Annotated in this window: 13 protein-coding genes; all 13 read right to left on the bottom strand. The window is 47.7% G+C overall.

Annotation, left to right across the window (positions count from 1 at the left end):
* Positions 1-2 precede the first annotated feature (2 nt).
* Positions 3-1310 carry a glycosyltransferase family 39 protein gene (locus tag B5771_RS18630; protein ID WP_242966884.1) on the bottom strand — a complete coding sequence of 436 codons (1308 nt, stop codon included), beginning with the start codon at positions 1308-1310 and terminating at the stop codon, positions 3-5.
* 31 nt (positions 1311-1341) lie between these two features.
* Positions 1342-3738, bottom strand: coding sequence for a cell wall-binding repeat-containing protein (locus B5771_RS18625; protein WP_088188866.1), 2397 nt, complete (start codon positions 3736-3738; stop codon positions 1342-1344).
* A gap of 189 nt (positions 3739-3927) precedes the next feature.
* The gene (locus B5771_RS18620) at positions 3928-4587 is read right to left on the bottom strand and encodes a GNAT family N-acetyltransferase (protein WP_088188865.1); all 660 of its coding nucleotides are present in this window, start codon (positions 4585-4587) and stop codon (positions 3928-3930) included.
* Between the two features lie 436 nt (positions 4588-5023).
* Entirely contained in the window at positions 5024-5680 is a 657-nt protein-coding gene (locus B5771_RS18615) for a sugar transferase (protein WP_088188864.1), read from the bottom strand.
* Positions 5681-5856: 176 nt separating this feature from the next.
* Complete coding sequence (locus tag B5771_RS18610; RefSeq protein WP_088188863.1) at positions 5857-7068, bottom strand: glycosyltransferase family 4 protein; 1212 nt, start codon at positions 7066-7068, stop codon at positions 5857-5859.
* A gap of 85 nt (positions 7069-7153) precedes the next feature.
* Complete coding sequence (locus B5771_RS18605) at positions 7154-8158, bottom strand: GNAT family N-acetyltransferase (RefSeq protein WP_088188862.1); 1005 nt, start codon at positions 8156-8158, stop codon at positions 7154-7156.
* The gene (locus tag B5771_RS18600; protein ID WP_242966883.1) at positions 8133-9599 is read right to left on the bottom strand and encodes an O-antigen ligase family protein; all 1467 of its coding nucleotides are present in this window, start codon (positions 9597-9599) and stop codon (positions 8133-8135) included. Before B5771_RS18600 ends, B5771_RS18605 begins: the two co-directional genes overlap by 26 nt.
* Positions 9596-11233 carry a hypothetical protein gene (locus B5771_RS18595; RefSeq protein WP_088188860.1) on the bottom strand — a complete coding sequence of 546 codons (1638 nt, stop codon included), beginning with the start codon at positions 11231-11233 and terminating at the stop codon, positions 9596-9598. Before B5771_RS18595 ends, B5771_RS18600 begins: the two co-directional genes overlap by 4 nt.
* 5 nt (positions 11234-11238) lie before the next feature.
* On the bottom strand, positions 11239-12306 hold the full coding sequence (gene wecB, locus B5771_RS18590) for a UDP-N-acetylglucosamine 2-epimerase (non-hydrolyzing) (RefSeq protein WP_047808774.1): 1068 nt from the start codon (positions 12304-12306) through the stop codon (positions 11239-11241).
* A gap of 19 nt (positions 12307-12325) precedes the next feature.
* On the bottom strand, positions 12326-13747 hold the full coding sequence (locus tag B5771_RS18585; RefSeq protein WP_088188859.1) for a flippase: 1422 nt from the start codon (positions 13745-13747) through the stop codon (positions 12326-12328).
* A 185-nt stretch (positions 13748-13932) separates the two neighbouring features.
* Positions 13933-15159 carry a glycosyltransferase gene (locus B5771_RS18580; protein WP_088188858.1) on the bottom strand — a complete coding sequence of 409 codons (1227 nt, stop codon included), beginning with the start codon at positions 15157-15159 and terminating at the stop codon, positions 13933-13935.
* Between the two features lies 1 nt (position 15160).
* Positions 15161-16291 carry a glycosyltransferase family 4 protein gene (locus B5771_RS18575; RefSeq protein ID WP_088188857.1) on the bottom strand — a complete coding sequence of 377 codons (1131 nt, stop codon included), beginning with the start codon at positions 16289-16291 and terminating at the stop codon, positions 15161-15163.
* Positions 16288-17622 carry an O-antigen ligase family protein gene (locus B5771_RS18570; protein WP_088188856.1) on the bottom strand — a complete coding sequence of 445 codons (1335 nt, stop codon included), beginning with the start codon at positions 17620-17622 and terminating at the stop codon, positions 16288-16290. Before B5771_RS18570 ends, B5771_RS18575 begins: the two co-directional genes overlap by 4 nt.
* Positions 17623-17645: the final 23 nt, after the last annotated feature.

Below are 17645 nucleotides of genomic sequence, written 5' to 3'. Positions count from 1 at the left end.
GTTTATGCCAACCTCCTCTGGACGCTTCCCCGTCTTCCCAGCAGCTTCCCGGCTCCTTGAAGGAGCAGCACAAAACCCAGGGACCCCAGCAAAATCATTGCCGGCATCACCGGCAGGCGATAGCGTCCACCTGAAACGACTGAGATCATACTCACGATAAAGCTGTAGTAAAGGATATAAAGCAAAAGAAAGCTGTATTTCTTCAGCCAAATAATACTTAGGATTATTCCGCTTAAGCCTAAAAGCAGATACCACTTGTCCAGGAAGGACCCTTTCATTTTATAGGACTGCCCGTCTTCGGGGCTTACGGGCTGCCAAAACAGATTCTTTTCTTTGGCAAAGGTGCGCTCCAGGAACAACACTGGATGGCTTAAAATATAAGAAACTCCCAGACTCTTATACTCTTTTTCCTGCTCCAGGAGAGGAAGTTTGTCAATCCTTGCTTTGACTGCCGGGTCATAGCTTGGTTGATCCATGACGAAATAACTGTTGGTGATCGTTCGCGGGTTATTCCCTAAATAAAACTCGTAAGAACCGTAATTGGAAACGGCTATAAACTGGTGATATTTCAACTCATTACGTATCCACCAGGGAGACATGACTACAACGGTCATGAAGAGGATCAGCATAAAATCCCGCAGCGCCTGCTTCAGCCGCCAGCCTTTCATCCAGAATATCCAAAATCCCAGAACCGGGAAATAGAGCAAAAGCAAGGGACGAACAAGGTTGGAAACGCCTATCACCACTCCCAAAATCAAAAGAGTCGTTAGTTTAGGGCGGCTGATTTCGCGGGCATAGCGCGCCGAATAATACAGGAACAGCCAAATGGCCAAAACATACGTCGTTTCTGTCAAGACATACATCCCCCAGAACGCGAACAAGGGGTAACCAAGTGTCAAGACGTAAGGTATCCAACCATACCTCTTACCGAACAGAAGTTCACCGGTCTTGAAAGCAAGTACCGCGCTGACGGCTCCAAGCACACCATGGAGAACCATAACTACCATTGCGTAACTTTTAAAACCGAAAACTCCATAAATTAAGGCCAAAAGCAGAGGGTAAACCGGTCCTATCACATAGTCACGCGTCTTAGGAAAAGCTTGGACAACATGATTAACGCCTTCCGCAAAATTCACCGTGTTCATCAGGCCTTTGCCCTGGAGAAAATTTTCAGCGATATTGGAGTAAAGATAGCCGTCCGGAGAGATAAAATAGCGTACCGGATAGGATTTTATATATAGAAGCTCAATGCCTAAGGCTATGAAGAACAGGAGGCCTGTTATCCATAGCCTTTTATATTGCTGTGCCAATGAATCAACCCCCGTGTTCTTCTCCATAGAATTAAGAAGACGTCAGCAGACTTTTTAAAGTCTGCTCAGTAGACGTTGAGATAACTCCTGTTCCGCCGAGTATATAAGCCTTCGTTGTTTTTCCGCTTTGAGCCTTCAGGTAGGCCTTTGTATCAGCGTTTAAGCTCCCTTGCGGAATTAAGAGCAAGGGGCTTCCCGTAACGGCGGCAAAAGCTCCTCCCGCCAATCCGTCCGGAAACGTTTCGCCCGTCGCAATAACTAACGTTGTTGGGTCTTGTTGAAAATAGTTTACAATCTTGATCATCGTATCATATTTTGTCTCCCCAGCCAAGCGCACCGGCCCATAGTTCTCCAAGGGACCGCCCTTGCTGTCAAAGGCTGTGGAAACGGCGTATTTCCCGCCGACGATAATCGTTTTCGTTACCTTGTAATCTTGCAAAAGCTGCAGTGTTGAGTCAGGCAGCGTATTCCGTTCCGTCAGAAGGATAGGAATCCCCAAGGCAGCAGCCGGAGCCGAGGCGGATAAAGCATCAGGAAAGCTCGTCGCCGAAGCAAGGATAACCTGCGTGCTGGGCCCCATTCTGCTGGCAATTGCCGCAGCGGTATCGGCCGCGGAATTCCCATAAATACGTTCATAGGGCAAATTGGCCTGGGTCAGGGCATCCGTTACTTTTGGGCTGATGGCCCCTTCTCCCCCGATAACAAATACTTTTGTCCCTGCGCCCAAGCGTTTCAGTTCCTGTAAGACATTGCTCTCCAGTTGGTCAGGGGCTGTTAAAAGCAGGGGTGCCTTTAATTTTCTGGCCAGAGGGGCTGCCGCCAGGGCATCCTGAAAGCGGTCCACCCGGGCCAAAAGCACAACCGGAGCAGAGTTATCAGCCCAGCCTTCTTGGGAAATCTTAATTGCCGTATCTTCAGCATGGGTCCCGTAAAGCCGGGTAATTGCCGCACCCGCAGTCTGTGACGGCGCAGGTGAAGTCGAAGTTGAACCCGATGTTGAGCCGGGAGTCGAGCCTGAAGTAGAACCTGAGGTTGAACCTGAGCTAGACCCTGGAGTTGAGCCTGAAGACGGAGTTGTTCCGGAGCTTGATGAACCCGAGCCGCCGGCTGCCTGATAACCGGTCTGAGCACGTTGTGTAAGAGCGGCATCTAAACCAGGGCCTTGCAAAACTGTTTGATAGTAACCCGCCGCAGTGGCTTTATCATCGGTTGTCCCTTCAAGGACCAGTTTGTCGGCTTCGTCCAATAGCTTATTATAGGCAGTGGGAAGCCCGTTGTTTGCCCGCTGAACAAGATCTGCATCAACACTGGAACCTTGTAAAACTGTCTCATAGTCTTGAACCGCGCTTTTAGCTCCTGAAGCATCTCCCGTCTGAACCAAGTTGTCGGCTTCATCCAGTAATTTCCCCAGGGCATTCTTTAAACCTGTGGCAGCCCGGGAAGCAGTATCCTGATTCAAACTTGGCCCTTGGAGAACTGTCCAATAATATTTAGCGGCAGTGGCATCGGAGGAATCCTTCCCTTCCTGCATGAGGGAATCGGCTTCAGCCAGAAGATTAGTTTGAGCACTTTGGATTTTCTGCGTAACAACGGTTTTATCAGCAATCGTGGAGCTGTCATAGGCCGTATTGTAAAAACCAAGAGCATAGTAGGAGGCCCAGCGGGCATAGTTGAACCAATAATCACCATTCGCGGCATCACCACCGCTGCCGCCGCCCGTCGCAAGCAATTGATCCTGATCAATCTTCAGGTCGCCGGTATGGGTTTCCGCCGGTGTGCTGTAACGGCTGGAATTATTGGGCGGATTGACAGAGGGCAGGAGGTTCGCCGGGTACGTGGCGGCCCCGGGTGCAAAGGTAACTGCACTGTTATATTTTTGACCCATGAGGCTGAAGATCGAATCCTGATAAGCCGGAGTTCCTGTTCGGAAATTAGGGTTGTTGCGTGAGCCCCAGTTGTTGTAGGCCCAGACGGCAAAATACCAGTTTTCCAAAACATTGCGGTCACCGTTGCCAATTTTAGGCGCAGCCCGCCATTTTTGATTAAGTAATTGACAGCCTATTTCTATGTTATAGTCAATATCGTTTTTCAGTTTGTCAATCGTCGCTGTATCGGTCGAACTGTAACTCGAGATTTGCATAATCCCGATTCCTATGCCGTCCTTCCCGATTAAAGGATGGTCAAGCATAGGCTGTCCCGAATCATCGAGCTCATATTGCCTCCAGCCGCTTTCCATCCAAGCAATGGATTTCAAAAGTACCGGAGGGATATTATATTTGTCTGCCCAGTATTCAAGTTTTTGCCCGATTTCAGTGTAATATGCTGTCTTATCTACTGCTGCCGAAGCTGTCCTGACCGGTACCAGCTGCATAAAAAAGAGCACGGCCATAAAAATGGCCAAAAACTTTTTGTATCGGCGCCAAAACATTTCCTTCTTCTTCCCCTTCCAACCTAATTCTTGTTTCTTTACTCATATATTCGACAAGAATTAGGGCAGTCCTCCCGGGGGGAAAAACAAAGTGAACTCGGACTCTACCCCAAAATAAATTGCCTTAGTCCGGTTAAATTCCGTACTAAGGCAAAAAACTACTTCTTAAGTCAATCGCTGAACCTTGTTCTAACCAATCGAGCGCAAAAAGCTGACCGAAGAATCATTACTTTCTTCCACAATCCAGCCATCTTTTTTGTAGAAGCGGATGGCGCGCTCGTTCCAGGGCAGCGTTGACAGGCCAACTTTCTTAAAGCCCTCTTGTTTCATTTGCGAACAGAAATGTCCGGTTAATTGATTAGCAATACCCAAGCCTCGAACGTTGGGAGCAACACCTATGGCCAGGATTCTAGCCGGAGCAAACAAGCTGCGTTCCGGAGAAATTTGAAGTTCCTTTGCTGGAAGGCAAAAAAGGGACTTGAGGGCCTCCGAAACATAGTTCATTCTATTTCTAAGATGTTTTCTGACATAATCATCTCTAGCGTAGCGGAGCAGAACCAAAGCAACCAGCTTCCAAAAATTTTGCCTGTAAAACTGGGAAAAAGGCCGTCTGTTGATTGTCCCAAAGACAAAACCAACGATTCTGCCCTTGTTTTTGGCGACATACCCATAGTTAGTAGGAGAATTCATAAATTGGGCACAAAAGGGTCTCAAAAATCTTTGACCCATATGGCCTAAGAAATGATCGCCAAACACTTCCTCATATAATTGAGCAACTTCAGGAATATGATAGGGACTTAATGGTTCGACCTCAATCTCCGGCGAATAATGAGGTTCTTTGTTTAACACTGTAAGACACTCCTTACGTTTGTTCACTTGCAGATTTAACCTTATTTTCAAGAAATAGCTTGCCCATTAAACGAATTAATAACCGTAAGTTAGACATCAGCCAATAAGGCAAATCATTGGAGCTGGGTAACTTTCGTATCTAAATCATAGCAAGGAGTTCTTAGAATTTAATGTCCGTTTTGTGATGATTCTATGGATATCTTCTTAAGGCTGGAGAATGAAAGCCAACGCAGGAAAATAAAGAAAGGGGATGTCTAGAAACTTAACATTAAAAATCAAAAGTGGGTTCAGATAGCGAAAGGCGATCTCGCTTCACTGGTATTGTGGAGCGAAATCGCCTTAAAATGTCACAGCCCCCTTCCAGTTGCTGCGTATATAATCAGCAGATCCGTTTTCTTAGCGTCCGTTCAACTGTCTGCACCTCCGGTTTCCGGTCTTAGTAGGCTCCTTTCCCACTGAAAACTACAAAAACCGTTTGCCAGAGGATTTTTAAATCCAGCCAAAAACTCCAGGTCCGAACATACTCTAAGTCGTAGTTCATGGTTTCACCTAAGGTTAATTCACTGCGGCCGTTGATTTGGGCCAGTCCCGTGACTCCGGGCAGAACATTAAGCCTTTGCCGCTGCTCGGGCGTATAAAGTTTGGCGATTTCCGGCACTTCCGGCCGCGGACCGACCAGACTCATGTTGCCCAGCAGAATGTTTAACAATTGAGGCAGTTCGTCTAAACTCGTTTTTCTGAGGAACCGCCCGCTGCGGGTGATTCGCGGATCATCTTTCTCCTGAAATACAAATCCTTCAAGGTCCTTAACCTGGGCCAATTTGTCTTTGATTAAGGCGTCGGCGTTCTGAACCATGGTGCGAAACTTGTAAATCGTATACGGTTTACCATGTAAACCCACCCGGGTCTGAGTAAATACGGCAGGCCCCTCGGAATCTGAGCGTATCCAGAGGACGATGAGCAGCCAAAACGGCGATATAAGTACAAGGAGAATTAAAGCGACCACAAAATCTAACAACCGTTTTAAAACAAGCTGCCACTGGGGATAGGTAGCGTTAAGGCTCTCTACGGATGCCGAAGATCGCTGATTCATTATAACGTCTCCCTCCTAATCAAGGACAAACTCTATAGTATCAATTCTTTAATAACTATTTCTTACCTTTGGCTCATGAAGTATGATCTCAATCTTAACATTAGTTCAAGTCTTCGTGTTTGTTCTTCCAGTCTAACGTGTTAACGCTTAGTTATTGTTTATATGCCAAGTATCGTTTATATCCCAAGCTCTTTAAGCCAATGAACAATTATTTGCCTCCAGGCATAATGCTCTTGGACAAATTTCCGTCCTTGCTGCCCCATTTCCCGCCGCTGCGGATTCTGCTTTAATTCCAGTATCGCCCGGGCTAATTCAGCACTGTTTTCCGGTTCAACAACAACGCCGCCGCCGGAGGATAACACCAAATCGGCTGCTTCGCCTTCTCCTGAATAGATCACCGGAACTGCTGAACCCAGGGCGGGAAACATTTTCGAAGGACGTGCTCCTGCAAATAGTTTATTCTTTTTTAGCGGAACAATACTTGCTGAAGCCAGAGAAAAATATCTTGGCATTTCCTGAACGGGCTGAAAATCAACAAAGCTTACATTCTCTAGGCCTTTTTCCTTGACTAAACCTTCCAGCATGGGTTTTTCCGTACCGTCACCGACAAATAAAAAGCGAATCCCCGGTTCTTCTCGGAGGAGCTCCGCCGTTTTAATCACCGATTCCAATCCCTGAGCGTAACCCATTGTCCCGGCGTAGATCAGAACAAAGTCATCCTTTTTAATGCCCAATTTCTGTGCCAGTGCTTCATCCCGTTCCCGCGGGGCAAAAAGATCCAAATTCACTCCGTTCGGTAAAAAAGTCACTTTATGGCTGGGTACACCTCGTTCCAATAGCGAGGAACGTATTCCTTCCGTCTGACAGGATATTTTCCAGGATCGGCGGTAGAGCAGCTTTTCGAGCCATTCGGCGGCGCCGATCATCCAGCGGCTGTTGACCAGTCCCAGGGCCACCGCTGATTCCGGCCAGAGGTCTGAGATATTCATAATAATCTTGGTGCGGGTAAACCAGCCATAGATTAAGGCTGTAATGCCCAGAAATAAAGGCGGTGATTCAAAGAACAAAATATCTTGTTTTCCGGCTTTGCTTAGGCCCCAAAAGGAGGAAAAAACGAAGGAAAAATAGTTCAGCAGACGTTTCCAAAAACGTCCCCGCTGAACAGGATAAATCCAGGTCCGCCAAAGGGGGATACCATCGACCTCGTCTTTCATTCGCCAATGCCCTTGATATTCGGGGGGAATGATGCCGCTGGGATGGTTCGGGAAAGCTGTAACCACCGTCACTTGATGACCGTTGGCCTGCAGTCCTTTAGCAACTTCTTTAAGCCTGACTTGTGCTGCCCCGGACTCCGGCGGAAAATATTGGGTTAACATTAAAATACGCAATCGGAACGCCGCTCCTTTTTACTCCTCGGTAAATGTTCTACTCCATTTTAACATGACACGCCTGCTTAGCCAAAGGGGAGCTTTATCAGGAGCGTTTGAGGAATTTCTTAATCGTATCACTGTGCTTGGCATAGACTGACCGTCCAACTTTGGCCGCCATAGTACGATTGCGGTAGGCATAGAGATATTTGCGCTCTGTGCTGCCAAAGCTTTTCTTAAATTTAGCGATACTCGGAATGTTGGCACCTACCATATCATAAAGTTCAATCCCTAAGGCTTGGGCCCGTTTGAGATATTCCCACTGCACAAGGTTATTGGACATTAGTTTACTGTAGTCCCGATTAGATACCCCATCTAAATAATAGGCGACATTTTTATCCCTGGGAAAAATACCTCCCGCTATTATCTTGCCCTCATAACGAGCCAGCAAAACGACTAAATCTCCTGGCGGATATAGTTTTTGCCAGAGAGCTGTGAAGTATTCTTTGGTAAACGGCGGCTCTTTATCCTGGCGGCGATAAACGCCGACTGAAAGCTCATAATAGGGATCCAGCCACTCTGCCAACGTCGTCGGTTCATAGACTTCGACGCCGGATTTTTCTGCCTTGCGCACGGCGTTGCGGCAGCGTACTTCCAAACCGGCCCATAATGTTTCCTCATCCTGGGGCATCGTCAGATCCAGCGTCAATAATTCTTCGACGGTGTACCCCTGTGCTTCGAAAATTTCTTTCCCCGCCATATCCGGAAGTCTAACCTCGACATAATCAATATGTTTCTTCATTAAATAATCTTCCAGGGCCGGAAGGACGTCTTGGAGCGTTACTGCTCCCCAAGGTCCGGCGTGAGGGGTTGCCGCTCCGGACAAGGCACTTCCGGCTAACTTTAAGAGACTCATCTTCCGTTTGGCCAAAGGAAGCAGCCCTCTTAAGACCCCTTCTTGATCGAAAAGGCCCAGTCGGTCAACCTTTAAGCCAAAACCTATTTCGATAATATCCTGCCATTCCCAGCGGTGGAACAGTGATCCCTGAGGGATTCCTTTGAGGAAATCGTCCCATTCCTTACGCTCAATTGGCTGTATCGTTAAACTCACGTCTATTTCCACTCCCAACTTTACCCACCAACAGGTGTACCATCATACCCATGCTGAGCCAGATCATAGGATCTTCAAAAAACCGTGCTTCAGACTGTGAACTGATAAATACGGCGGCGATCCATAAAAAATAGCCGACACCCAATAAATAGTCTCTAGGAAAACCTGACTTTCCGCTGCCTGCTTCCTGTTTACCAGTGTTTTCTGTTGCAGCCTCAAGGTTGGCATTATTAAGATCAGTGCCCTTATAAAATTCAGGACGACTTACGCCGCTTTTACTTGCTTCGACTTGTCTGCTTTTGCGCAGGTTCCACAAGTTTCTAAAAATGGCCAGCCAAACTAAAGCCAAGGCTGTCAGTCCGACTATACCTAATTCCGCCGCAATGGTCAAGATCGTTGTGTGCGAGAGTGTTACCCCTTGTACATAAGGGATGACTGTCTTGTAGCTCGGATAATTCGTTAAAAACGATTTCTGAAATCCGCCTAAACCGACTCCGAATAGAGGGTGATCGTGAAACATGGCAAAGGAGACTCTAAACAGATAGGCACGCTGCTCATCTAACGCTCCCAAGCCGTTGCGAATAGTCAAAATGCGGTTCCAGACCGTCGGCCTGAGGGCCGCAATCACTACTCCGATAACTCCCAGTACGCCAATGGGCTGAAGTATTCCTTTGCGGGGAATAAGCAGGCACATAAGGATTAAAACAGCCACCAGGGTCACCACGCCGCTGCGGGATAAGGTAATGGCTAAGGCACCTAATAAAGCTATGAGTGTTCCCAGGTAGAGAAACCGCTTGCGGGACTCCTGGCACAGATATTGAAGCAGCAAATTAGCCACAATCCCTAAAACGAGATAGCGGGCAAATATGTTAGGATCGACAAAGGTCGCATTGACCCGGGCAATCATTCCCTCGGCTAAATATCCCCGCCACAGAAAATGCTTTGTTGCCCCTTCATAGATTGTCAGAGGAACCAGAGCCACTCCCATCCAATGAACAACCTTCAGCGGGAGCAGACCGGTATTCTTTTCTGCCAGCAGATAAACGCCCACATACAGCAAAAACATGGTGCTAAGCCGGATGACGCCCATGATCGTATCGGCTTTGCTGATCGTGTAAACAATGCTGAAAGCACCGACCGCGATATAAATCAACAAGGCAATGGTCAGCGGTTGCTTAAACAATTTCTTTAATTCCCGACGTTTCTCAGGGTTCCGCCCAAGAGACCAGAGGAGTGCGGCTATAATCCCTACTGTAAACAGGCGGGCCAAACTGTTAATCTGGGAACCGATTCCCCCGAGAGGGGGAAACCACCTGATCGAGACATCTAAGGCAACGGCTCCGGCCAAAAAGGAGATTAAGGCGCTTGGCTTTTTCCAGCCGCAATATACGACGACGGCCAGACTGAGGAGAAAAAAACACCATTGCAGAACCAGCATCACCGCGGTTCATCTCCTTCCACTTCTAAGGTTACCAGGGGTTGGGCCGGGATATCGATATACCCTTCACCCGCCTCATAAGCAACAGAACATTCTTTGATCCTGCCTGGATCAAGATAAAGCCGGACTCGCAGAGGAGGCAGGGGAGTATCTGCTGGCCCATCATTGGCTTCTCCACCAGGTTGAGTACAAAAAACCTGCCATTTTGCTCCTTCCTTAGTCAAGGTCACTTCAGCTTCCCGTCTCAAACCAAACCATTTCAGCACCTGGCGCGGGATGGCAATCCAAGCACCGTCCTGCTTCCCTTCAGCGATCAGTTGTTCATAAACTTCTCCCCAAAAACGAGGCGCTGTAAAACTCTGGTTATGCCAAAGCAAGCTGACCGCTCCGCCGAAGCGCTTGGCCCAGGCCAAGACCGGTTTCGCTTGCTTGAAAGCATCTTCCCGTGTTAAATCAAGGTGTTCTTCGGCCATAAGGGCTCCATCTTGAATATGTAAGGGTAATTCCCATAAAGTCTGGCAGTTTAAGGGATGGTAAGGCTGTAGGGTTCCGGCTCGAAAACCTACAACTTCATTATAGCCAAAGGTAGCATCATATAAAAATCCGCCCTCTTCCATGGCCTGGAAAGACGCAGGTGTCTCAAAATAGAGCCAGTGCATCCGCACCCCTAGTTCCTTCTGTCCCGTCAGCTGCGAAATTCGCTTATACTCAGCTCTGGCCGCCGGGGCCGAATGCCAGGAATCAATACCATGAACTCCGGCTTCCCAACCCTCTTCTTCCAGGCGGGTTATCGTTCTGCGGTGTTTAGCAGCATCATAAAAAGAGGCCCGATTGGCAGGAGCGTACACTTCAGCTTCACCTTGGTTTTTGCCGTCTTGCAGCGCTTGCGGCAAGAGGCCGAGCTTACCCGGAAAAGGCATAAAATATAAGCTCGAGCGAACGCTCAAGCGTTCTTCCAAATCAAGGAGCAGCGGTAAAGCTCTCTGCCAGACATCCTGGCCCATACCAAGTTTCGCCGCCAAGGTGCGAACCATTTCCCAAAGGGTCTGGAGAAACTCCGAGGTCGTTACCTTGCCTGAGCGCCAACGTTTCCAGTTGACAAGGGAACTGCGGTAAAAATACCCTAAAAACGTGCGGGCAATAGGCATTTCCCTCAGACTTAAAATGTCAAGATCGTGAGTAAGAGTCATAATGTAAGCATTGCCCCAGGGCTTCGGCGGAAGTTCCAGATAGTTTTTTACTTCCCGGCGCAAAACACTGCGGAGTGTCTCAAGCATCAGATCGAGAGAAGGTTCCTCTACTCCCGCTTCCGTATAGTCCCGCCCTTCCATGAGTAAGCGTGTCCCCTCTTGACCAAGATTAAAAGGCAAGGTTTCAAGACGAAGACCGGGATTTTCTCCTTGTATTGGTCCGCAGACAATAATCAAGGGGCTTGTTCCTGCTAGTGGCGTTGTTCCGGCTGCTTTAAAATCCTCCAAAGAAATACCATCCACGATAACAACATCACAAGCTAAAAAAGACTCCTTTAGCCAAACAGGTGCGGGAATTCCCATCAGTGCTGTCAGCTCCTGATAGACTCTCTCTAACTCTTCGGCTACAAAAATCCCAATCTTTCCAAGTTCGTTACGGCTGCTCACCCAACTCACCTTCTTTGCTTTTCCAGAGCCGCTGCGATTTCTTCGCTGGCTCGGCCGTTTCCATAGAGATTCTCTTGATAAGGGGGTAAAGGATTTTGGCGATAACCGGCAACTGCGGCCGCAATCTTAGCAGCAGAAGCGCCTGTAAGGGTATTCCAGCCTATTTGCACTGTCTCTACCCATTCCGTTTCATCTCTCATCGTCACACAGGGCACCCGCCAGAGGTAGGCTTCCTTCTGAACTCCCCCTGAATCGGTAAGAATGAGCTCTGCTCCTTTTTCCAGAAGGACCATTTCTAAATAGCCCACAGGCTCAATCAGCTTAACATTTTCCGGAAGAGAGATATTGTGGTCCTGCAGAAGTTTTTTCGTACGGGGGTGAAGGGGAAGAATGATCTGCCCCTTAATCCGGGCGAAAGCTTCCACGATCCCCTGCAAGCGCTCGGGGTTATCCGTATTTTCAGCGCGGTGAACCGTAGCCAGCAGATACGATTTCTCCGGATAGCGCAGATTTTCTCCCAGCTGGCGATCTTCAGCCCTCCGGGCATGATAATAAAGGGCATCTGCCATGACATCACCGGTGCGTACTACGCCTTCAGTCAATCCTTCCAGGGCCAAATTCTCCACAGCCCGATCAGTGGGGCAGAAAAGTAAGGCAGACAGATGATCTGTGAGGACACGATTGATTTCTTCGGGCATTTGCCGGTTATAACTGCGCAGCCCTGCCTCTACATGTGCAATCGGAATATGGAGTTTCGCAGCCGCCAAAGCCCCGGCCAAGGTCGAGTTCGTATCTCCGTACACTAAAACCCAATCCGGTTTTTCTTTCAGTAAGACCTCTTCCACTTTGGTTAACATTTCCCCGGTCTGGGCTCCATGTTGTTTGGAGCCTACTCCCAGAAAATACTCCGGCTTGGGAATGCCCAATTCTTCAAAAAACACATCCGACATCTGGTAATCGTAATGTTGTCCCGTGTGGACAATTTTTTCGTCATGGTTCTTCCGCAAAGCCGCGGAAAGCGGCGCCGCTTTAATAAACTGGGGCCGGGCACCGAGGACGGTAATTATTTTCATAGTATTTCATACCTCGATTCTAATTTGATAAAACTTGTTTTGCCTGACGCCAAACATAGCCGCCAATGCGTTGAAAGTCGCGATCCAGACTGATCAAAATTGCGAGATAAATAATTCCTGCAATTCCTCCTGAAAGTAAGGGATGGAGATGACGCAGGAAATAAGCGACTGCCGCCATAACCGCAGATGCCAGAACAATAACCGGCAGCTGCCGCCAGATGCGCACGTTATAGACTTTTAACCTTACAACTCCATAATACATGACAAAGATATACAGTTCCGTAATAAGTGTTGCCACACTGGCACCGTAAATTCCATAGCGGGGAATTGCGTAAAGGTTGATCCCGATATTTAAAAGGGCTGCCCCGCCCTGAATCCAGGCTCTCGTCCATTGGCGGTTGGTTGTTGTTAAAATATCACCTAAGGAGTAGCTCAGACATTCAAGCGCGAAAAACCAACAAAGAATCATCATAATAGGGATTGTTTCCTGATAGCGATAATGGTAAAGCCAGGATAATAGAGGGTTGGCTAAAACGTACAACAGCACACTGCCCGGAATTCCCACGGCACTGAGGACCTTAAAGATTTTTTCGATGGTTTCCCGGTGTTTATCGCGGCTCTCCACCCCGAGCTGAAACAAGATGGGATAAATCACACTCGTCAAAATGCCCGGGATAAATAAGAGTACGGCGATCAAGCGATAGGACGCTGAATAAATCCCTATTTCCCGGTTAGAACTCATTAAGGTAAGCATGAACATGTCAATTTGAAAATAGACATATAAAAAAATAGCCGCGGCTCCAAAGGGCAGACCTTTTCTCAGCATCTTAACCAGAAGTTGTCCATTAAACTTAAGACGAATGCTTCTTCTCAGGTGAATATAAAGCAAGATTGAAACGAGCAGGGTCGCGGCCAGTTGAGCAAAGGTAATCATCAGGACATTTCCTTTGCCTAAAACCACTAGGATCGTCAGTAAACCGATGAGAAACGTCGATAAGAATTGGTACACTGCCGCATAATACATTTGCTGCTTAGCCTGAAAATAGTTATAAACCGAACTGTCTAAGGCATTTAGCGCACTGGCCACCCCAAAGACAATAACCATGTTCCTGATCGCTAAATCAAATTTGGCAGGCATCAGAATAAGCATGAGTGCATAAATAGCCAGTGAGGTAAATGTCTTAAAGGCCAAAGTGTTCCCCAAATAAAGGGGCAAAACACTCTCATCAACGGAGCCTTCCTGAACCATATAGTTGCTCAGGCCAAAATCTACAAAAAGGATAAACGTACTTACAAAGGCCAGGGCAGAATTATACTCCCCATAGATATCCGGTCCCAAATAACGGGTAACGGCAATGGCCACAACAGCCGTAATAGCTTTTGAAAGTACACTTGCCAGACTTAAGGCGGCAGCATTCTTAAGAACTAATCGTAGTTCCACTTAGGTTCACCTTTCTATTCAACCATTAATCAACCGTTTTATCCATAAACTTTTCTACGATCATCAGGTCGTTCGTACTCAAAGTGATAATTAAAACGCGCCCACGTCTTTAACCAATCATAAGTCTCCCACGTCTACAACTGGAAAGGGACAGCTTTAGCTGAACAAGTTCAATTTATTATTATCTAAAAACTTTCTTTCGCCTTTTCATAAACAGCGAGAGTTTTCTCTGCATTGGAGCGCCAGGTAAAGTCACGGGTCACAAGCTCTCTCCCTCGAATTCCCATGTCCTGTCGCCGCTGAGGATTTCTAAAAAGTTCCCGCACAGCAGTGACAATGGCTTGTACATCCTTAGGGGGAACGGCTTTGCCGACATCGTTGTGGTCTAATATTTCGGCAATTCCCTCACCTTGAGTGCCTATAACCGGCTTTCCATGGGCCATGGCTTCAAGATAAACGACTCCGAAGGCTTCCTTCCAGCTTGGTAATATAAAAACGTCGCACCTGGACATCTCACGCATAGCCTCAGAATGGGGCAGACTCCCTAAGAAAACGACATGGTCTCTTAAGCCTAATTCCTCGGTGAGTGATTCTAACATCTGACGTTCTGACCCATCACCCACAATCCGATATTCTAAATCAGGAAATTCCCGGATTAGCTCCGGCAGAGCCTGCAGGACGACAGCATGGCCTTTGTCAGGGCGTAAAAAACCGACACTTAGAAGGCAGCGGCGTCCGATTTCTGAAGCACAATCTGAAGCAGGCATTTCAGCCTGCCTTTCCTTATCGTCAGGACTTGGAACGACATCCTCCAGATCAACGCCATTGTAGATAACCTGATACTTGGCTAAATTATCTGCCCAGGTTTCCAAGCCGTACTGAGTTTGAAGCTTTTGACTGACCAAGATCACCTGCGAGGCCCCTTTGAGGGTCTTTTTGACACTTTCCGCACAGACGCGGCTCCGCTGCAAAGTATAAGCAAAGTCCTGGCCATGAATCGTGACCACAACGGGAAGATGGTATTTCTGGCCGAATGTTAAAGCGGCTGCTCCGTCAGGATGAGCCACATGAGCATGAATCACGTCGACACCTTGCCTGATCTGTTCGGCAACTACCTTTTGCAGCCCCTGGGCAAAGGTTTGCGGATAATACTCAAAAAACAGGGAACGGGGAAATTCCAGCACACGAGGATGAAAAACAGGAAATCCATCGGGTTCCTCTAAAAAAGGAACAGTCGGATATCCTCCCCATTTTCCCCGCCCCGACATAAAACCCGGCACCCATGGTACCGGAGCTGCCACCCTTACCTCTGCGCCCAATTGAGTCAAGGCGACAGCTTGTTGGCGGACAAAAATCCCCCCTAAAGGGGATACGGAATTCGGGTACATGTGAGACAAGATTAAAACACGCATCTTACAGCTTCCTCGCAGACAAAATTCTTTCATAAAGTCTGAGCAGTTTGTTTTGTTCTTTCTCCCAGGTATACTCGCTCTGAAAGGCGTCCCAGCCATTTTGAGCATAGGTTAAGGATTCTGCAGGATTTTCAATGAACGTACATATCGCTTGGGCCAGGCTCTCCGGATCACCGGGTTTGCAGAGCAGCCCGCACTTGTTTTTCTCAATAATTTCTTCAATATAGCCAAAACTCGAGCCTGCTACAGGCAATCCGGCAGCCATGTACTCCAAGAGCTTGACAGGAATCGCTTTGCGGTAATTCAAGGTGGGCAGCAAAGGGACTAAGGCTATGGAACTCTGAGCCAAGATTCCCGGAACCTGCTCATAAGGGACCTTGCCCCGCAGGTGAACGTTTCCCCGCTCTAACCAGGGGGTAAGATCAGAAAAGTCCGGCCCCAGATCTTCAGTTTCTGCCGGCCCCACTAATTCGCAGACGGCTTCGGGATGCTTTTCCCGAACTAAAGGCATCGCCCGTAAGATGATCTCCAAGCCTCTTTCCCGATTAATGCCGCCGAGATATAAGACGACTGGAGGTTTGCTGCCTTCCGGCCGGGGAAATTGGAATTGCCGCTGCAACGGATAATTATGCAGGATCTCCCCTTCGGGATTTTCCCGTTTGAAAAGTTCTGCCATGTGATTGTTTACCGTAATAATACCGGCAAACGAGCGTGCTGCCCGTTTTTCAACCCGATCCACTGTTTTAGCCACAAATTTACGCATTGGTTTTGGCAGCCAGTAACGTGTAAGCAGACTGTCGCCGTAATATTCATGGACATCATAAATAACCGGTTTCCGATGTTTACGGCTCAGGCGCAAGCCCACGGGAATCAAATCCGGGTCATGGAAATGATAGATATCCGCCTTTTCCCGCAGGGCCGTTCGGTATAAAGGTCTTAACCGCCAAATGCGGTCTGACCTGGAGGATAAGGGCGGCACAGCCTGAATCCTAATCCCATCTTTAACCATTGAGGCCGTATAAGGTGCAATAATGACCACTTCGTAACCTGCCTCAGCTAAGCTGCGGGCTTCCTTATGAAAAATTCGCTCATCAAAAGGAGAATGGGCCGTGGTTAATATGCAGACTTTCAATCGTTTTCCCCTTCTATCCTATAAATCAAACCCATAAACAGGGCAAAGAAAGTCATTAACTGAAGATTGTAAAATATCCCGGCAGTAATGTTGTAAATAAAGACGGCCCCTGTCGCAGCCACGTAGGCGATACCAAGCAATATTTTTGTTTCCCTCAAGCCTTGGTCAGGACTTGAAAAATTGTAGAACCTGGCTTTCCAAAGAGCAGCTTTCAGAGGACGCAGAAATAGCCAGAGATAAAATGCCAGCCCAATCACACCATAACGTCGGGTAATCAAGGCATATTCATCATCCACCAACGTCGTCATGGTGGTTTTAGCTGTGCCCCAGCCTAAAATGGGAGATTCCTTAATATACCCAAAAGCATTTCCCGCTCGCAGAAGGTGGCCCTGAGCAGAAGTGCTTGTCTCTAAATTCGTTGCTTCATTAATTCGAGTGGTAAACCCGCGGGGCGAGGTGAAAAAGATTAATAAGGTTAAAATAAGCAACGCCCCTACTTTTATAAGCATGTCCTTTTTCCAGCGGAATTTAAACAAAGCCCAAAGACTTAAGAGTACGAGCACAAAAGCTGTTCCCAAAAGCGCCGTTCGGGAAATTGTCATAAAGATCAGTTTGATGGTCAATCCGACGGCAGCAAAGAGAAAGAGTGACTTGGCACGTTCATTGTCTCGAAAATAAAACATGGAGACAAATACTGTTAACGTAAGGACGGAGAAAATTCCCATGACATTGGGATTGTCAAAAGTCCCTAAAACCCGAGGAGGATTGGCATTTACGAGATTGTCCAAATGTGACCGGGCAAAGAAAGGCGTCAGCCAGGCGTTGACATTGGCGATATTTAAAAACTGCCCCCAGGAAAGAAGGAGTATAAAGGCAAAGCCCACAAGAAAGATATTACGTAAAAGGCTGAATTCCCCTTCCTGCAAATCCAGAGAAACGGCCAATGTGGCAGCCAGATAGTATTTTGCCAGGGTAACCCCTTCCATGGCATCGCGGAGACCAAAAGGGGTCTTCAAAAAAATGAGCCCGAATAAATTCGATACAATCATCGATCCCAACAAGAGCAAGAAAACACCTGTAACCGCTCTCATCCCCCGAGCCTGCTCCTCATGATACGTTAATCCAAGGTCATACTCCGACGGCGTACGATGGATCAGGCCAATAACGAGATTGAGGGCAAATACCCCGAAAATCAAGACATCGTCTACACGCACGCGGGGTAAACTCGAACGGATTTCTATTGAGGGCAAGATCATGGTCGATAACATGATAGCCAGAATAAGCAGCAATTTATTTGAGTTCTTGCGTGTAACTCCAATGTTCCAGAACATCTTTTTCCTCCTTGTTGCCTAAC

It is taken from the genome of Desulfosporosinus sp. FKA (genome assembly GCF_002196785.1).
In the GTDB taxonomy this organism is placed as follows: Bacteria; Bacillota; Desulfitobacteriia; order Desulfitobacteriales; family Desulfitobacteriaceae; genus Desulfosporosinus; species Desulfosporosinus acididurans.
The sequence above is the reverse complement of the archived record's forward strand: the minus strand, read 5'-3'. Positions and strand labels throughout refer to the sequence as shown.